Here is a 17,064-nt window from a genome sequence, read left to right on the forward strand (position 1 = left end):
ACCCTCTACACTTGTCTTCCAACACGCACACTGTTGAAGAGACAAGGAAGTCTGCCCGTGAAACGCACACAGGATTCGCGGCTGATCCGCGCCCTCGGCCTACTCTTGGCCATGGCGGTGGGACTGCCGGTATTTGTTGGCTTTGCCACGCCCGCTGTTGCAGCGACGTCGAACGTGACCGTTGCCGGCACGTTCCAAGATGCCCTCGGCTGCCCAAAGAACTGGGATGAGGCCTGTGGCGCCACCTCACTGAAGGATCCGGATGGGGATCGGATCTGGACAGCCGATCTGACGATCCCGGCGGGGGAGCACGCCTTCAAGGTGACCATCAACAACTCGTGGGACGGCGCCTACGGGATGGATGGCCATAAGGACGGCAACTATCCATTGGTCCTGGACGATGCGCGGACGCTGCGCTTCTCGTTCGACGACGTCAATAAGAAGGTCTTCGTCTCCGACCCGGGCCTGCCGGGGGAGTACGCCGATTCCGACGCGTCGCTGATTGCCGCGCCCTACAGGGACCCGGCGGCCGACCGCAACATGTACTTCCTGCTGACCGACCGCTTCAACAACGGCAATCCGGATAATGATCGGTGTATCGCCACGGGTCACGCCGGTGCCGACGGCGCTTTACCGGTCGACTGCACGAAGACAGACCGGATGGAGACCGGTTTCGACCCGGCCGACCGTGCCTTCTTCCATGGCGGCGACATCAAGGGCATCCACGACAAGCTTGACTACATCAAGGGTCTGGGCCAGAACGCGATTTGGCTAACCCCGTCATTCGTCAACCGCCCCGTGCAGGGCACGGGCGCGGATGCGTCGGCGGGCTACCACGGCTACTGGGTTACGGACTTCACGCAGATCGACCCCCACTTCGGCACGAATCAGGAGCTGAAGGACCTCATCGCGGCGGCTCATGAGAAGGGGATGAAGGTCTACTTCGACATCATCGCCAACCACACGGCGGACGTCATCTATTACGAAGGCCATGAGGGGCAGAACCCTCCTTATATCTATAAGAAGGACACCCCGTACAAGGACGCGAGCGGCGCGGCGTTCGACCCGGCCGACTACGCGACGTCGGACACGTTCCCGGTGATGGACGCCGCCACGTCGTTCCCGTACAAGCCCCTCATCCCGGATGGCATGGAGAGCGCGAAGTACCCACAGTGGCTCAACGATCCGACGCTCTACCATAACCGCGGGCATGATTCGTCGTGGCCGGCGGGTGAACCGACCACCTACATGGACTTCGGCGATCTTGACGACCTCATGACCGAGCACAAGACCGTGCGTGACGGCATGATCGACATCTACAAGGCATGGGTGGACTTCGGTGTGGACGGCTTCCGCATCGACACGGTCAAGCACGTCAACTTCGAGTTTTGGCAGGAGTTCACCGACGTCATCCGCGACTACGCGGCCAAGCAAGGGAACGACGACTTCTTCATGTTCGGCGAGGTCTACGACGCCCAGACCCACCTGCTCGCCCCCTACCTGCGCGACACCCGCATGAATGCGGTGCTCGACTTCGCCTTCCAGTCCTGGGCGGAGGGCTACGCGGGTGGCGGCTCGGCCAAGGCGCTCGCCTCGGCTTTCGCGGCTGATTCCTACTACACCACCCCACACTCGTCGGCGGCCGCGATGCCCACCTTCCTGGGCAACCACGACAAGGGTCGCATCGGCTGGCTCCTACGTGGTAGCTCCGACCCGATGGGCCGCACCAAGCTCGCCCACACGCTGATGTACCTCACGCGCGGCCAGCCCGTGCTCTACTACGGCGACGAGCAGGGCCTGGTGGGCGACGGCGCGGACAAGGGCGCTCGCGAATCCCTGTTCGCCACGCAGACCGCCGAATACCAGAACTACAAGCTGCTCGACGGCACGCCCGCGGGTTCGCAGGACCGCTTCGGCGAGACGGAGATGAGCACGCACATCGCCGCGCTCGCTAACCTGCGTAGCGAGCACAAGGCGCTGGGCACCGGCTCGCAGACCACTCTCCACTACGACGACGGCCAGGGCGTCTTCGCCTTCGCCCGCGTGGATCGCCAGGAGAAAGTCGAATACCTCGTGGCCATCAACAACTCCGACTCTGCGAAGGAGGCCACGTTTGCCACCCTCACCCCGGGTGCAACCTACTCGCCGCTGTACGGGACGCAGGATTCGGTCACTGCCACGGATACCGTGAGCCTCACGGTGCCGGCGCTGTCGGCGGTCGTGTTCAAGGCGAACACGCAGGTGGCTGACGCAGGACAGAGCCAGACGATCGCGGTGTCGACCGGGGCTCCCGAAAACGGGCTTACCTCGGTGACCGCGGATATCGCCGACCACCGCTGGGCGGAGACCTCCTTCTCCTACCGGCCGGTGGGGACCGAAGAATACGCGCCGCTCGGTGTGGCCGAGGGTGACCAGCCGCGTGTCTTTGCCGATCTCGGACTTCCGGCGGGCACGCTCGTCGAGGTGCGCGCGGTCTCGGTTGACGCGGACGGCAGCAAGGTGGCCGGCTCCGGCCTTCTGGTCGTCGGTACCGACCTGGGTTCTGCCGCGCCCGCACCGGCGGGAATCGGCGCGAACGACGTCGTCCTCCCTGGCACGCACCAGCAGGCCATGGGGTGCGGCGGAAACTGGGACCCTGCGTGCGTGGACGCGCGCCTCACCCTCGACGAGGCCTCGGGGCTCTACATGGGCACGTGGAAGCTGCCCAAGGGCTCATACCAGTACAAGGTGGCGATCGGCGGATCGTGGGACGTGGACTACGGAGCAGGAGGCGTGCCTAAGGGGCAGAACGTCGCCTACACCCTTGATGAGGAGACGGACGTCACCTTCTTCTACAACCCCGTCAGCCACAAGTTCTTCAACACCGCCACGGATCCGATCGTGACGCTCCCGGGCAACTTCAATGCCACGCTCGGCTGTCAGCCGTCTGGCGATTTCGGCGCGGATTGGAACCCGGCGTGCTTGGCCACGCTCATGTTCCCGAACGGGGATGGCACCTATACCTTCTCCACGTCCAAGATCGCGCAGGGGGACTACCAGGTGAAGGTCGCTCATGGGCGAGGATGGGCAGAGAACTACGGTCCTGGCGGCACCCCCAATAGCGCTGATAATTATCACTTCACCGTCGGCGCGAACAAGCTCATCACCTTCACTTACCGCATCTCGGACCACGTCTTGGAGATTTCGGAAGGTGACGTCCCGGTCGCGGGCCAGGGCGAGCGCACGGCTTACTGGGTGGATGAGTCCACTTTCGCCTGGCCGGGCGCGCTCACCGGCGGGCGCACCGACCTCACGTTCGAACTGTGGGGCGGCACAGGTGCGCTGTCCGTGGCGAATGGGGCGGTGGCCGGAGATGGCGCGACCAAGCTGGCGAAGATGACGCACTCGAGCTCGGGACTGTCCTCGGAGCAGCTGAAGAATCGCGGGCATCTGCGCGGGTATGAGACGCTGACGGTCGCCATGGAGCGCTCCGCGGTTGAGGAGGCCCTGCGAGGCAACCTTGCGATCCTCGCCAAGGACGCCAGTGGGACGCCGGTCGCCTTCACAGGGTTGCAGATTCCGGGCGTACTCGACGCTCTCTACGCCTCCGCGGCGCGTGAGGCTGGCGGGCTCGGTGTGCACTTCAACGACGGCGTTCCTACCCTCAAACTGTGGGCTCCCACGGCAAAGTCGGTCGCGCTGCAGCTCTTCGACTCTGAGGACGCGACGGGCGATCCGGCGTCGTTGCCGATGGAGCATCAGGCGGATGGCACGTGGACGATCACGGGCGAAAGTGCCTGGAAGAACCGCGCCTACCGCTACGACGTGGAGGTCTTTGTGCCCTCGACCAACCAGGTTGAGCACAACGTGGTGACCGACCCGTATTCGGTGGGCCTGACGGTGGACTCGACACACTCGGTGCTCGTTGACCTGTCGGATCCGGACTATATGCCAACGCTTTGGCAAACCAGCGAAGCGCCCGTCATCACGAATGACTCGGCGCGAAGCATCTACGAGTTGCACGTGCGCGACTTCTCGATCGGGGACACGACCGTCCCAGAGAAGCTCCGGGGAACCTACGAGGCGTTCGCCCTCGAGGACTCCGCCGGTGTCAAGCAGCTGCGCGAGCTGGCGGCGGCGGGCATGAACATGGTTCACATCCTGCCCACTTTCGACATCGCCACGATTCCCGAAAAGCGCGCCGAACAGAAGGTGGCGTCAGTGCCGGATGCCGGGGCGGCGTCGTCGGAACAGCAGGCGGCGGTCATGGCTGTGGCCGATGAGGACGGGTTCAACTGGGGTTACGACCCCTACCACTACATGACCCCGGAGGGCTCGTACGCGGCGGAGGAGAACCAGTCGGGTGCGAACCGCACGATGGCCTACCGTGAGATGGTCGGCGCCCTTCACTCGATGGGTTACCAGGTGATCCTCGATCAGGTGTTCAACCACACGGCCCAGTCTGGCCAGGGCGAGAAGTCGGTGCTCGACAAGGTGGTGCCGGGTTACTACCACCGCCTGAACGCGGACGGCACGGTGGCAAATTCCACCTGCTGTGAGAACCTCGCCACCGAGAACGCGATGGCAGAACAGCTCATGGTTGACTCGGTGGTCACGCTCGCGCGCGACTACAAGATTGACGCGTTCCGCTTCGACCTCATGGGACATCACTCGCGGGCGAACATGGAGGCCATCCAGGCCGGGCTTGCGCAGCTGACGCCGGAGAAGGACGGGGTTGACGGCAAGAACATCTACATGTACGGCGAGGGCTGGAACTTCGGCGACGACGTTCAGAACAACAAGCGCTTCGAGCAGGCCACGCAGGGGCAGCTGGACGGGACCGGGATCGGCTCGTTCAACGACCGGCTGCGCGACGCCGTGCATGGTGGAAGCGGGTTCGATTCGAACAAGTCGCAAGGCCAGGGCTTTGGCAACGGCCAATACACGGACCCGAACGCGCTCAATTCGGCGAGCGACGATCAGCTGGCAAGCCTGAGGCATAACCAGGACCTCATCCGTCTTGGCATGGCGGGCAACCTCAAGGACTTCACGTTCGTCACCAGCTCGGGCGAGGAGAAGCGCGGCGATCAGTTGGACTACAACGGGCAGAAGGCAGGTTACGCCATCTCGCCGGAGGAGAACGTCAACTACGTCGACGCGCATGACAACGAGACGCTCTTTGACACGAACATGTGGAAGCTACCGGCCGATTCGACCATGGATACGCGCGTGCGGATGAATACCGTCTCGCTCGCGACGGTCACATTCGGCCAGTCCCCGTCCTTCTGGCACGCGGGCACTGACCTGCTGCGCTCAAAGTCGATGGATCGCAACTCCTACAACTCGGGAGACTACTTCAACGCAATCGACTGGACCGGCCAGAAGCACAACTTCGGTGTGGGTCTTCCTCCGGCTCGGGACAACGACGTGCAGTGGAATGCCATGAAGCCGTTCCTGGAGAATACTGCGAACGTGGCCTCCCCGCAGGACCTCGCCAAGGCGCATGCCCAGGCGCTCGAGCTGCTTCGCCTGCGGCACGCTCACCCGCTCTTGACGCTCGGCTCTGCTGAACTCGTCAAGGAGAAGGTGACCTTCCCGGGTGCGGGCAAGGATCAGCAGGCGGGCCTCATCCTCATGCGCGTGGACGACACGGTCGGCGCCGACGTCGATCCGGACTCGGACGGCCTGCTCGTGGCGATCAACGCTTCTCCGGTGGAGTTGAGCCAGGGCATCGACGAGATGAAGGGCCTGACGCTCTCGCTCTCGCCCGTTCTCACCGACGGCCAGGATGATGATCCGGTCCTTCAGGGTACGACGTGGGATTCCGAGACAGGTACGGTGACGGTTCCCGCCCGCTCGGCAGTGGTGCTCGTCCAGGAGAAGGCCGCACCTGAGCCGAAGGAAGTGACTCCGGAGGTGCCAGTTCTCGATATGGCGACCGGTGTTGTGACGATCCCGTCCGTTACGGGCGTGGATTACAAGGTTGGTGAGGACGTTGTCCAGGATTCGGTGAAGGTGGAGCCGGGTCAGACGATCACGGTGACTGCTGTGGCCAAGGAGGGTTATGTCCTGGCCGAGGGCGCTCCGGCTTCGTGGGAGTTCTCGATGCCGGCGTTGCCGACGCAGGTCACTCCGGAGGATCCGGCTTTTGATCAGGACTCTGGTGTCATCACGATCCCGACCGTTGAGGGTGTGGTTTACAAGGTCGGTGATCGGGAGGTCACCGGAACTGTTGAGGTGAAGCCTGGTCAGACCGTGACGGTAACTGCCGTGGCTGCGGATGGCTATGTCCTCGCAGCGGACGCTGAGACCTCGTGGGAGTTTGAGTTGGAGCGCCCGGCCCAGCCTGAGATGAAGGTCGAGTATTCCGAGTGGAAGGACACGACTCCTAACATCGAGGATCGCACCTTCAATCAGGAGCGGACGGTGACCACCACGGAGTTCGTGTGGGATGCTGACAAGCTCGAGTGGGTCGTCGGTGACCGGGTTGTGACCACTGAGTCTCGTACGCGCCCGATGACGCAGGAGGAGATTGCTGAGCTGGTGCCTTCTCAGTGTCAGGTGATGGATCGTCCGGTTACGCCGTCGCGTGCGACGGGCGTGTTGGGTGATGCGACTGGCGATAAGCTGGCTGATCTGTGGTCGGTGGATGAGGTCGGCGCGGTGCGTTTCTACGCTAATGATGGCAAGGGCGGCTTCTACCACAAGGGCATTGTGATGTGCGGCCAGAACCAGATCGTTGACATCGCCGCGATGGGTGATGTCAACGGTGATCGTCGGGCGGATGTGCTGGTCAAGTACGCTGACGGTTCCCTGTTCTACTACTACTCGCAGGGTGACGGTTTCCTGGTGGAGGGTATGCAGGCTGGCCATGGCTGGGATGGCATGGATAATGTCGTCTTCGCAGGCAAGCTGGGCTCCTCGCGTGCGGATTATGTGGTGGCGCGTCATGTGGCAACCGGTGATCTGTACCGCTACCAGGTGGGAGTGAACGGCCTGTTTGGTGGGACCAAGATTGGTCACGGCTGGTCGAATATGACCACGATCTTGGCCCCGGGCCAGTTCGTGGGTAGCTCCTACAGCGATCTGGTGGCGATTGCGGCTGATGGTTCGATGTATGCCTACGCCGGGGCTGCCGACGGTGGTGTGTATGGCGCGGGCAAGATCGGTCACGGCTGGGATTCCTTTGTCCAGGCCACGGTTCCTGGTGACGTGGATGGGGACGGCAGGCTTGACCTGGTCGGTATCCGCGAGGATGGGAAGATGTTTGCCTACAAGAACCAGGCCAATGGCTGGTGGGGCACTGCCCGCCAGGTCGGACATGGCTGGCAGGCGATGGTCGCCATCAGCTAGGCATGAGCACTCCTGGCTAGTTAGCTGGCTGACAAGCTGACACCAGTCAGCGGTGGGCCCCGGAAGAACTGCTCTTCCGGGGCCCACCCCATGCCCGTCGACTATGGCTGGTAGGACTCCAGGTCGAGGTAATGCTATGCGCTAAGCTTTCCAGACTTAACGGATAGAGTAAGCATCTCATTGTGAGGGGTTAGGGTAACGCTGAGCGTGTCCGCCAACTCTCCGACTGCACGCCAAGTCTCCTCCTCATTGCACATCAGAAGGCTTCCTTGCGAAAAAGTAATCGTCCAGATCATCCATTCGTCCTCACAATGGCGATCAATGCTGCACTGGATATCAGTCTCAAGTCTCCCATTCGTTGCATCAAGCGCAAAGCCAACATCAATGATCTTGCCTTCGATATCAACATCTACCGTGAGGAGAGGGGACTCATCGAAATAGCCAGTCTGTGGAAATAGAGCTTCTCCTGGGGCCTTCCACCCAAACCCACTACCATCTGCCCAGCAGTACGCTGTAAGCGTTCTAGTATCCAGCCGATTCATCACCAAATCACCACAGTCATAATAGTGCTATTGTGAAGACTCAATCGAGCTTCCCAGACCCCATAACGCACATATGCAGTACCATTGTTGGTTTTCTTCAGTGTTCCGTGCCTTGTTATCGTTTCGACGTTAATCTTCCGTTCGGCCGCTCTTCGTGTTGCCTCTCGAGTGACTGAGAAGCTTCGATTTCTAGGTGACTGTTTTCAGGAGTTTACGCGGACTTCGCTAGGCTTCGTTTGCCCAATATTTGCAATGATTCTGGATATGGTCGACTTACCTGATCTTCGCTCGAATATGCGGAGTAAAAGCGGGATTTCTAGGAGTCGTCATTAGATGTAGAATTCGTCAGTCTGCTAGGTCTTGAACGAGGGAAGTATGTCTTTTCGAAGGGAATCGGTCACGGGCTTCGATCGCGAAGAAATCCCAGGTATCGGTTTCTTCAATCACTCTCCGCGCAATCGATTCGATCTCTCGCGGTTGATGATCCATCCAGTCCAGCGCTGCTCGTCGAGGAGTCCACTGATCGAGTTGCTCGCTAGTCAAACAACTGGAGAGAAAGCAACTCCTCGAGATTGTCCAACATTTCGACATTCTTGCAGGATTCGCAATGGATGATCATGACACCAGCTCCCCCATCTGACCTACCAGAGGAAGCAGACCATCTAGCCTGTTTACGATTCGATCTTGCTCCGAGATTGGAGCCACTGGGATTGTGCGTGGCCTCATGTTCGTCATTGACACGTGAACCATCGTGGAACCGGTTGTCGCTGTGCGAATGCGATCCACGTCCCACTGCAGAACATAGTTGAGGTAGTCGCGATTCATCAAATAATGACGTACCTTCCAGATGTGGTAGTGGAAAATCGACTTCTCCCCATGCCATATGTGAGGGCCAAAGGAAGCTGACCATGCATAAAGCAGGTCGCCGTTGCTGCAGTACTTGTCATCCTCAAGGTCGAGGTCAGAGTAGTACCAGCTCTCGTTTGTGAATAGGTTGCCGACCCGCAGTACTGGCCACTTACCAGAGGTTTGCAGTTCTTGCTGCTTGTAGGCACGCCCGTTGATGAGATCAACAGCAGATCCGATCTGTGCCCATTCCCAGCTGTCTGGTAGTTCGAAGGGCTCGTCGGCTTTGTCTACTGGTGGCAGTGGCTTCTGCTTCTTGATCTTGCCCTCCTTTTCGAGTTGTTGGCGCTGGGTCTGGATGGTTTCGAGGAGTTCGGTGGCAGTACCGTCCTCGGGCAGCTGCTTGGTGAGTTTGCCGCTGATTGCGACTTGCAGGATCGCACGTTCGATTGCTTGTACGAACTCGCGGTCTAGATGCTCTCTCTCTCTCTCTCGAGTTCAGCAAGTTGGTCAATGATCGGCAGCACCTCATCAAGTTTGGAAATGATCCGATCCTGCTCTGCCAACGGTGGCAGAGGAAGCGGGGCGAAAAGTAGCATGTCACGACTAATTCCCGGAATCATGCTCTTCGCTTGCGCTTTCAAGGTAGCAACTGAATATTCGAGGAACGCAGCGACGTAGTCTCGACGGACCTGCAAGCAAGTTATAGCCATGACCTGTCGAGCTATATGCGCTTCCGGCTCTTCCAGAACAGCCAGATCACCGATAGTGCCCTTGCAGGTGATGAGCAGATCGCCTTGTCGCGCTACCGTCAGTGGCTGCACAGTCCATCGATTGACGATTAGAGAGCCATTTGTGAAGTTACTCGCACCAGTAATGTAGGGAATACCATCGGGCCTATCTGAATACTGTTCAGGCGTGAGGTCTCTCCCCGACAGGAGGCTAATGGTTTCCCCAAAGCTGGTCCATGCCCAGTTCGCTGGCAAAACAAACGCTTGCTCATCTGCGCTAACTGGTGGAAATGGTTTCTGCTTCTTCTGCTTCCCTCCTTTGACCAAGGCGTCTCGTTCGGCAGCGATTTGTTCGAGGAGTTCTTTGGCGGTGCCGTCTTCTGGGCGCTGGTCGGTGAGTCTGCCGCTGATCGCTGCCTGAAGGATGGAGGCACGAAGTCGGTCGGCGATCATTCGGTCACCTCCAATAGTGCTTCGATTTGGGCAATTTTTGCATCGATTTGCGCATCAAGTTCAGCGCGCTTTGCCTTGTACTCAGCGATGGTCTCTTCTGGACTGAGAACAATGGTCGTTGCTTGGGGGAAGCCACACCTGTCGAGGTTGTAGCCGCCTTCGATGAGCTGATCGGCGGTGAACCGCTGGGCTTTGGGGTTCCCGTCAGCATCTTCGATCTCTTGGCGATCCGCCCACCACTCAGCGGTGTCATCCAGGTGTTCCCTCAGCATTGGTCTGGTTTTTGAGAAGGCTTTGTAACCTTCGGGGAGGTCTACTCGGTAGTACCAGGTCTCTTTGGTTGCGCCGGTGTTGTCGAAGAACAGCAGGTTGGTGGCAATCGAGGTGTAGGGCGAGAACACTGAGCCTGGCAGGCGAATGATGGTGTGGAGGTTGAACTCCTTGAGGAGCCGCTCTTTCAGCGCAAGTTTCGCTCCGTCGTTACCGAAGAGAAACCCGTCAGGTAGCACTACCCCGGCTCGTCCGTTTCGTTTGAGCCGGTAGGTGATGAGCGCGATGAAGAGGTCTGCGGTCTCGGATGAGCGGAAGGCTTGCGGAAAGTTCGCCTTGACCGATTCTTGCTCCGTTCCACCATAGGGAGGGTTCATGGTGACGACGTCGAACTTCTCGCTTTCTTTGAAGTCGCGTACGTTCCGTTCGAGCGAGTTGCCGTGAATGAACTGGGGCTGGTCAACGTCGTGCAACAACAGGTTGGTCACGCCGAGCAAGTACGGCATTGGCTTCTTTTCGATGCCGTAAACGCTGGAACGGTACGCCTCGCGGTCTTCAACGCTTTCGACCTGTTCGTCTAGGTGTTTGAGCGTTGAGGTGAGGAACCCAGCTGTTCCGGCAGCGAAGTCCGCGACGGTCTCGCCGAGTTTGGGGTTGATCATCTCAATCATGAAGTCGGTGACCGCGCGTGGCGTGTAGTACTCACCTGAACTGCCCGCACTTTGGAGTTCTTTCAGGAGTGTTTCGTAGATCTCGCCGAATGCGTGCCGGTCTGCGTAATCCTCGAAGTCGATCTCGTCGATCAGGTTGACTAGCTGCCTGATTAAGATGCCATCCTTCATGTACTGGTTTGAGTCTTCGAATACGGCGCGCACGACTGATTGGCTTAGTGGCGTCGATGCGGTGATCGGCAGTGCTTTGAGGGCTGGGAAGAGTTCAGTGTTGAGGAACGTCAGCAGTTCCTCACCGGTCTTGGAGCGTCCGTCTTTTAGGTCGGGTGCCCATGAGCGCCAGCGGAGCGCCTCAGGGATGATGGACTCGTAGGCGGGGTTGTGGAACTCCCATTCAGCTTCTTTCGCGTCGTAGACCTTGAGGAACAATAGCCAGGTAAGCTGGGCGATGCGTTGGGCGTCCCCGTCGACCCCGGCGTCTCCGCGCATGATTTTGCGGGAGGTGGATATAAACGAGTTCAAGCTCATCGGCTACTTGTGCTCCTTATGCAGCTTCGTAGAGGGCATCTTCGAGGTCACGAATAGCCTGGAGGTAGGCGTCGCGCCCTCCAAAGAGACGGGCAATCTTCTGCGGTGATCCGTACTGAGTGAACGGGTCAACACTGAGGATTCTGGTTGTTTCGATTTCAGAAATACCGATATCTGCGTACTTATCCAAGAGCGCTTCCAATACTTCGCGGCAGGTATCTGAGTATTTATGGAGGTAGCCGCGCTTCTTGACGTGATCGATGCGTTCTTGCTTTGTCAGTGGAGGCTTGTCGAACGCGATGTGGAGAATAAGGTCGAAGTCGTCGACGTCGAAGAATCTGTCATCGGCTTCTTCTCGGATGGCTTCAAGGAAAACGCCTCGAGTGGTGAGCTGGCCGATCAGTTCGTCTTTTCGCTCGGCCTGCGACCAAGCGTTGAGGAATGAGTCGAGGCTGGAGTAGGTATTCAGCAATGAACGCTTCGAGAAGTCGCGGATCGACTCGGTCACGAGTTTTCCGGTGACAGGATCGACGTACTGCACACGTTCGTTGAGCAGTTTGACTTCAACACCCCGAACTCGCACCTTCCCTTGCTTTTCAGGCTCCGGGTCGGTGATCCACGGCGGATTACGGTCGATCACATCATCTGGGTCGAAGTCCTCGGTGCCAGCTTCAAACCCGGGGTCGTCTACTGTTTCGTCGTCTGGCCATTCGGGTTCACGGATCTCGCCATCATCTCCAGGCTCGGGCGGTGGCATGTCGATACCGCCTGCTGGGTTGCCGTCGAAGTCAGGATCGGCGAAGAGCCGGGTTGATCCACGGAAGTCCATGATTGTGAAAAACTCTTTGCCGTGTTCAGGATCGAGCCGGGTGCCGCGTCCGACGATCTGCTTGAACTCTGTCATCGACCCGATGTTGGACTCCAAGACGATAAGCTTGATCGTTTTGACGTTGACACCCGTGGTGAGCAGTTTCGACGTGGTGACCAGTGTCGGATACTGCTCGTTGACATCAGCGAAATTGTCGAGCTGAGCCTTGCCCTCTTTATCATCGCCGGTGATCTTCATAACGTACCGGTAGTCCTCGATAACCCGCTCAAGGTTCTCATTCGCGAGGGCTTGACGCATCCGCTCGGCGTGCTCAATGTCAACGCAGAACACGATGGTCTTCGAGTCCGTGCCGTACTTCGCCAACCAGGACGTCACGTACTTAGCAACCATCTGGGTGCGCTCGTCAATGATGAGGTTACGGTCGTAGTCCTTGACGTTGTACTCGCGATCTTCGACTTCGTTGCCGTCGACGTCGACCTGCCCTTCGAACGGTCGCCAGTTTTCTAAGTCGACGTCCAGACCAACACGAATCACCTTGTACGGGGCGAGGAAGCCATCCTCGATGCCCTGTTTCAAGCTGTAGGTGTAGACGGGTTCACCGAAGTAGTCGATGTTCGACACTTCCTTGGTTTCCTTCGGCGTCGCCGTCATACCAATGTGGATGGCGCTCGAAAAGTAATCGAGAACGCGTCTCCACAACGATTCCTCACGCGCTGATCCACGGTGGCACTCGTCAACGATGACGAGGTCAAAGAACTCGGGTTTGAACTGCCGGAATGGTTCTTCCCCCTCTTCACCGGCGAGCTGCTGATACAAACTCATGTAGACCTCGTAGGAGGAATCCAGTTGTTTGCCCTTGACCTTGGTGATGCGCCCTGAGAGCGGCTCGAAGTCACCGATGATGGTCTGATCAATCAACACATTGCGGTCGGCCAGGTAGAGAACCCGCTTCACAGAGCCAGCTTTGAGAAGCCGCCAAATGATCTGAAACGCGGTGAACGTCTTACCAGTTCCGGTGGCCATGACCAGAAGTAGACGGCGGTCGCCATGAGCGATTGCTTCCAACGTGCGGTCCACCGCTACCTGTTGGTAATAGCGGGCTTCTTGACGGTTGAACGGATCAACGTAGTAGGGTTCGGCAACTAGCTCCGCACCAGCGGTGTCTAGCCCCTTGCCAGTAAGGTAACGTTGCCACAATTCTTCCTCAGTGGGGAACTCATCCATCCCAAGTTCCCGTTCAACGCCGGTGAAGAAGTCGTGCTCGATGAAGCCTTTGCCATTTGAGGAGTAGGCGAATGGAGCGTCGAGTTTTGATGCGTACCCAAGCGCTTGCTGTATACCCGCAGTTACTGTGTGTGTCATGTCTTTTGCTTCGACAACTGCGAGGGGCTTACGCGACTTCGAGCCCAGAAGCACGTAGTCGACTTTACCGACCTCGCCGCGCTTGGTCTTGGTGCCCTGCACAATCACCTGCCCCGGAGTGATGATTTTTTCCATGAATATCTGATCTTTGTGCCAACCCGCAGCTTCGACGATTGCGGGAGTTATGTATCTCTGCTTGACATCTTCTTCAGTTAACTTTGGCATGGCAGTTCCATTTTTCTTCTAATGGGAAGCGAGATCGGCAGGCAGCATTTTTCCGGCACAAAGCTGATCACGCAGTCGACGTCAGCGTCGTTGGCCTCACGTAATCCAAGGATTGTCATACCTCTAGTTTCGCTCATCTTTGCCTCACTTGGTGCGATGTCGGCTGGAGTGGTCAAGGAATCTCGCGAGGTTCACATCGTCTCTACATGGATCGCAGTGCTCTGCAACGAATTACCTTGCGCGAGCCGATGCCGGGTACGCAACCACTCCGGCTGCCCTTTCGCGGCATAAAAGTTCGCTGCGCTCACAGATTTATTCCACGGTGACAGTCTCCATGGTCGAGCACGCCAAATGCAAGCTCTTAACCAGGCAATCGTGTGTGCTAAGGAAACAACAGGTCTCATTCACCATTCGGATCACGGGTCGCAGTACGTCAGCGTTGTCTTCAACGAGCGACTTACCAAGCACATTATTACCGCTCCACCGGAAGCCTCGGCGAGTCCTACGACAATGCTCTGGCTGAAAACATCAACGGCTCCTACAAGAACGAGCTAATCCATACCCGCAGGTGCGAAGACGTTATCGAGGTAGAAATCGCCACGTTCGAGTGGGTGTCATGGTGGAACCAGACCCGGATCCACCAAGCCCTTGACTACCGCACCCCGGTCGAGGATGAGAACGACTACTGGCACAGCGCCAGCACATCAGAGGAAATGAAAACCAGGGCAAATGCTAGGAACAAAACTCGGGACACTTCAGTGGGCAGAACTTGTGAATATACCGGCTACCGATTGCTATAGGGACCTGGTCGGGCTCTGGTTCACGAGCTGTGTCGGGGGTAGCTGGTGCCGGGTGGGCCTTGGGCCGGCGGGCCGGGTTATAGGCGCATGGGAGGGCGCCAACCCGACACCCTCAAGTGGGAAGAGCTCCTTTAGTGCGATGTGCCTGGGCCCGGGAGTAACCGCGCGCCAACCAGCATCCCGAGCGCGGCAAGCGCAATCGCCCCCGCGAGCATCCCGAACACAAAGGCGGCCGACCTGCCGTGCCCCTGTTCGTCGCTGACCTGGAGCGCGTTGATGGAGGCGGTGGAGAACGTGGTCAGCCCGCCGCAAAAGCCGGCGCCGAGCATCGCGTACCAGGTGGCGGAACCAGCCAGCGCGTCTTCCCGCACGAAGAGGGAAGCGAGCAAGCCCAAGAGGAAGGAGCCGACAAAGTTGACGGTCACGGTTCCCCACGGGTGGGGGAGCGCCTTGTCGATGAGGTAGCGGGCGCCGGCACCGATCCCACCCCCGAGCGCGACGGCGAAGATCATTGTTCACCCCGCCTCAGACGTGTGGCTCGTGGTTCGACGCTCAGCGCCAACCCGACCGGCCTTAAGCCCCAGCCAGGCGGCGCCGACGCCGAGCACCACGGAGCCTACGGCATAGGCCAGCCCCCAGGCAGCGTTGTCCTGCAAGAGTTCGACTGTATCCACGGCCAGTGCGCTGTAGGTGGTGAAGCCGCCGAGCATCCCGGTGCCCACGAAGAGCCGGGCCTGCCCGCTCACCATCGAGGAGACCACGCCTAACGCAAAGGCGCCGGCCACGTTGATGGCGAGGATGACGAGCACGGGGTAGGTGGCCCCGTTGGAGAGGAAAAACCTGAGGGCCGCGCCGATCGCGCCGCCGAGTCCAACGAGTATGACATTCACGGCTCCAGCCTAAACCTTGCTCCGGTAGTGTTGAACTCATGAGCACTGTGATGGACATCGTATCCGTGATGAACGAGCACTTCCCGCCCGCCCTCGCAGAGGACTGGGATCGTGTGGGGCTCGTGGTGGGAGACCCGGCAGACGAGGTCACGAAGGTGGGCTTCGCGGTGGACCCGTGCGGTGCGGTGGTGGACGAGGCGATTGAGCGCGGGGCCCAGATGCTCATCACGCATCACCCGCTCTACCTGCGCGGGACGTCGTCGGTGGCGACGGACACCGCGAAGGGTGCCTGGGTGCACAAGCTCATCCGCAACGGCGTGGCCCTCTTCGCCGCTCACACGAACGCCGACTCGGCGGCCAACGGCTCGGCCGTGGCGCTGGCCGAGCTCCTCGGGCTGTGCGATACCCGCCCGATCGAGCCGAATGCCGAACACCCGGAGCTGGGCCTGGGCCGCGTGGGCGAGCTCGAGCTGACGATGAGCGTGCGCGAACTGGCTCTCCGCCTCCAGGTGCTCCTACCCGAGACCCCGGCGGGCATCACGATCGGGGGAGATCCCGAGCGGATCGTCAAGACCGTGGCGGTTTCTCCGGGCTCGGGCGATTCCTTCCTTTCGGCGGCGAACCGAGCGGGCGCGGACGTCTACATCACCGCCGACCTACGCCACCACCCCGCCACCGACCACCTCTGGGCCGGCGGCTGCGCCCTCATCGGCGCCACGCATTTCGCCAGCGAGTGGCCGGTGCTGCCCAAGATGCGCGACGCCGTGGCCGCGGCCGGCGTCGACACCTACATTTCCACCCTCATCACCGACCCTTGGATTGAGAGGCTCTGATGGCACGCGCACCCCGCTCCGACCAGCTCCAATTGCTCGACGTCGCCCAGCTCGACGCCCAGCTTGCCCGCCTCAAGGCCGAGGGGGAGCGCCACCCGCTACGCGCGGAGGTCGGCGAGCAGATGAACCTCGTGGCGGCCAAGGGCCGGGAGCTCATGGAGGCGCGGGCCGAACTCGACACCGCGCAGGCCCAGCTGGAGGAGGCCGAGCGCCGCACGCGCGAGCTCGCCGGCATCGTCGCCGAGAAGCAGGGCCGGCTGAACGCGGGCACGGGCATGGACTCGCGCCAACTGCTTACCCTCGAAAGCGAGATCAATGCCAATCAGGCCTTCCTGGACGAGGCCAGCGATGCGGAGTTCGTGGCCTTGGAGCGGGTGGAGGCGGCGGAGTCGGCGATCGCCGACATCGAGGCCCAGCAGGCGGTGTTGAACGAGCGGATCGTCACCGGGCGCGCCGCGCTGGAGGACGCTATCGCGATGCTTGAGCGGGACGCTGCGGACGTGCGCCGGGAGCGCGACGCTCTTTATGAGCCGCTGGCCGCCGAGCTCAAGGACGCCTACGAGCGTGCCCAGCGCAGCGGCGGGCTGACCGTCATCGCCCTGCACCGCAACGGCGAGACCTCGGGCGGCGTGCAGATTTCACCGATCGAGGTCAACCAGATCAAGAACTCCGACCCCGACCAGATCCACATCTCCGACGACTACCAGTGCATCGTCGTCCTGCTTGACGCCTAGCCGCGTCCCGACGGCCTC

11 protein-coding genes are annotated in these 17,064 nt (G+C 60.0%); 4 read left to right on the top strand and 7 right to left on the bottom strand.

What is annotated here, in order from left to right:
• Positions 1-57 precede the first annotated feature (57 nt).
• Complete coding sequence (locus AQZ59_RS00835; RefSeq protein WP_070808028.1) at positions 58-7,332, top strand: alpha-1,6-glucosidase domain-containing protein; 7,275 nt, start codon at positions 58-60, stop codon at positions 7,330-7,332.
• A gap of 134 nt (positions 7,333-7,466) precedes the next feature.
• Here AQZ59_RS00835 and AQZ59_RS09305 read toward each other — a convergent pair whose 3' ends face one another.
• The 5 genes from AQZ59_RS09305 to hsdR all read right to left on the bottom strand — a co-directional run bounded on the left by AQZ59_RS09305 (position 7,467) and on the right by hsdR (position 13,789).
• Positions 7,467-7,877 carry a hypothetical protein gene (locus AQZ59_RS09305; RefSeq protein ID WP_143601928.1) on the bottom strand — a complete coding sequence of 137 codons (411 nt, stop codon included), beginning with the start codon at positions 7,875-7,877 and terminating at the stop codon, positions 7,467-7,469.
• Positions 7,878-8,489: 612 nt separating this feature from the next.
• Positions 8,490-9,170 carry a restriction endonuclease subunit S gene (locus AQZ59_RS09890; protein WP_201783130.1) on the bottom strand — a complete coding sequence of 227 codons (681 nt, stop codon included), beginning with the start codon at positions 9,168-9,170 and terminating at the stop codon, positions 8,490-8,492.
• Positions 9,171-9,190: 20 nt separating this feature from the next.
• Positions 9,191-9,904 carry a restriction endonuclease subunit S gene (locus tag AQZ59_RS00840; protein ID WP_062612253.1) on the bottom strand — a complete coding sequence of 238 codons (714 nt, stop codon included), beginning with the start codon at positions 9,902-9,904 and terminating at the stop codon, positions 9,191-9,193.
• Positions 9,901-11,373, bottom strand: coding sequence for a class I SAM-dependent DNA methyltransferase (locus AQZ59_RS00845; RefSeq protein ID WP_062612255.1), 1,473 nt, complete (start codon positions 11,371-11,373; stop codon positions 9,901-9,903). The genes AQZ59_RS00840 and AQZ59_RS00845 overlap by 4 nt, the downstream gene beginning before the upstream one ends.
• Before the next feature lie 16 nt (positions 11,374-11,389).
• Positions 11,390-13,789 carry an EcoAI/FtnUII family type I restriction enzme subunit R gene (gene hsdR / locus AQZ59_RS00850; RefSeq protein ID WP_062612257.1) on the bottom strand — a complete coding sequence of 800 codons (2,400 nt, stop codon included), beginning with the start codon at positions 13,787-13,789 and terminating at the stop codon, positions 11,390-11,392.
• Positions 13,790-14,343: 554 nt separating this feature from the next.
• Here hsdR and AQZ59_RS09895 point away from each other — a divergent pair.
• Positions 14,344-14,589: an IS3 family transposase gene (locus AQZ59_RS09895; RefSeq protein ID WP_413788358.1), complete on the top strand. Its 246-nt coding sequence runs from the start codon at positions 14,344-14,346 to the stop codon at positions 14,587-14,589.
• Positions 14,590-14,720: 131 nt separating this feature from the next.
• Here AQZ59_RS09895 and AQZ59_RS00855 read toward each other — a convergent pair whose 3' ends face one another.
• Both AQZ59_RS00855 and AQZ59_RS00860 read right to left on the bottom strand, forming a co-directional pair.
• Positions 14,721-15,101 (bottom strand): fluoride efflux transporter FluC, encoded by a 381-nt coding sequence (locus AQZ59_RS00855; protein WP_062612258.1) that lies wholly within the window; start codon positions 15,099-15,101, stop codon positions 14,721-14,723.
• 3 nt (positions 15,102-15,104) lie between these two features.
• Positions 15,105-15,479 carry a fluoride efflux transporter FluC gene (locus AQZ59_RS00860; RefSeq protein WP_062612260.1) on the bottom strand — a complete coding sequence of 125 codons (375 nt, stop codon included), beginning with the start codon at positions 15,477-15,479 and terminating at the stop codon, positions 15,105-15,107.
• Positions 15,480-15,517: 38 nt separating this feature from the next.
• Between AQZ59_RS00860 and AQZ59_RS00865 the strand changes: the two genes are divergently transcribed.
• Together AQZ59_RS00865 and AQZ59_RS00870 are read left to right on the top strand one after the other, a co-directional pair.
• Positions 15,518-16,312: a Nif3-like dinuclear metal center hexameric protein gene (locus AQZ59_RS00865; protein WP_062612262.1), complete on the top strand. Its 795-nt coding sequence runs from the start codon at positions 15,518-15,520 to the stop codon at positions 16,310-16,312.
• A complete protein-coding gene (locus AQZ59_RS00870; protein ID WP_062612264.1) occupies positions 16,312-17,046 on the top strand; it encodes a zinc ribbon domain-containing protein in 735 nt (244 codons plus the stop codon). The genes AQZ59_RS00865 and AQZ59_RS00870 overlap by 1 nt, the downstream gene beginning before the upstream one ends.
• Positions 17,047-17,064: the final 18 nt, after the last annotated feature.

Source organism: Trueperella bernardiae (genome assembly GCF_001469025.1).
GTDB classification, from domain to species: domain Bacteria; phylum Actinomycetota; class Actinomycetes; order Actinomycetales; family Actinomycetaceae; genus Trueperella; species Trueperella bernardiae.

Excerpts from the sequence above, each read along its gene's own strand:
- hsdR (WP_062612257.1), bottom strand. The coding sequence starts at position 13,789 with ATGCCAAAGTTAACTGAAGAAGATGTCAAGCAGAGATACATAACTCCC.
- AQZ59_RS00855 (WP_062612258.1), bottom strand. The coding sequence starts at position 15,101 with ATGATCTTCGCCGTCGCGCTCGGGGGTGGGATCGGTGCCGGCGCCCGC.
- AQZ59_RS00845 (WP_062612255.1), bottom strand. The coding sequence starts at position 11,373 with ATGAGCTTGAACTCGTTTATATCCACCTCCCGCAAAATCATGCGCGGA.
- AQZ59_RS00865 (WP_062612262.1), top strand. The coding sequence starts at position 15,518 with ATGAGCACTGTGATGGACATCGTATCCGTGATGAACGAGCACTTCCCG.
- AQZ59_RS00870 (WP_062612264.1), top strand. The coding sequence starts at position 16,312 with ATGGCACGCGCACCCCGCTCCGACCAGCTCCAATTGCTCGACGTCGCC.
- AQZ59_RS00840 (WP_062612253.1), bottom strand. The coding sequence starts at position 9,904 with ATGATCGCCGACCGACTTCGTGCCTCCATCCTTCAGGCAGCGATCAGC.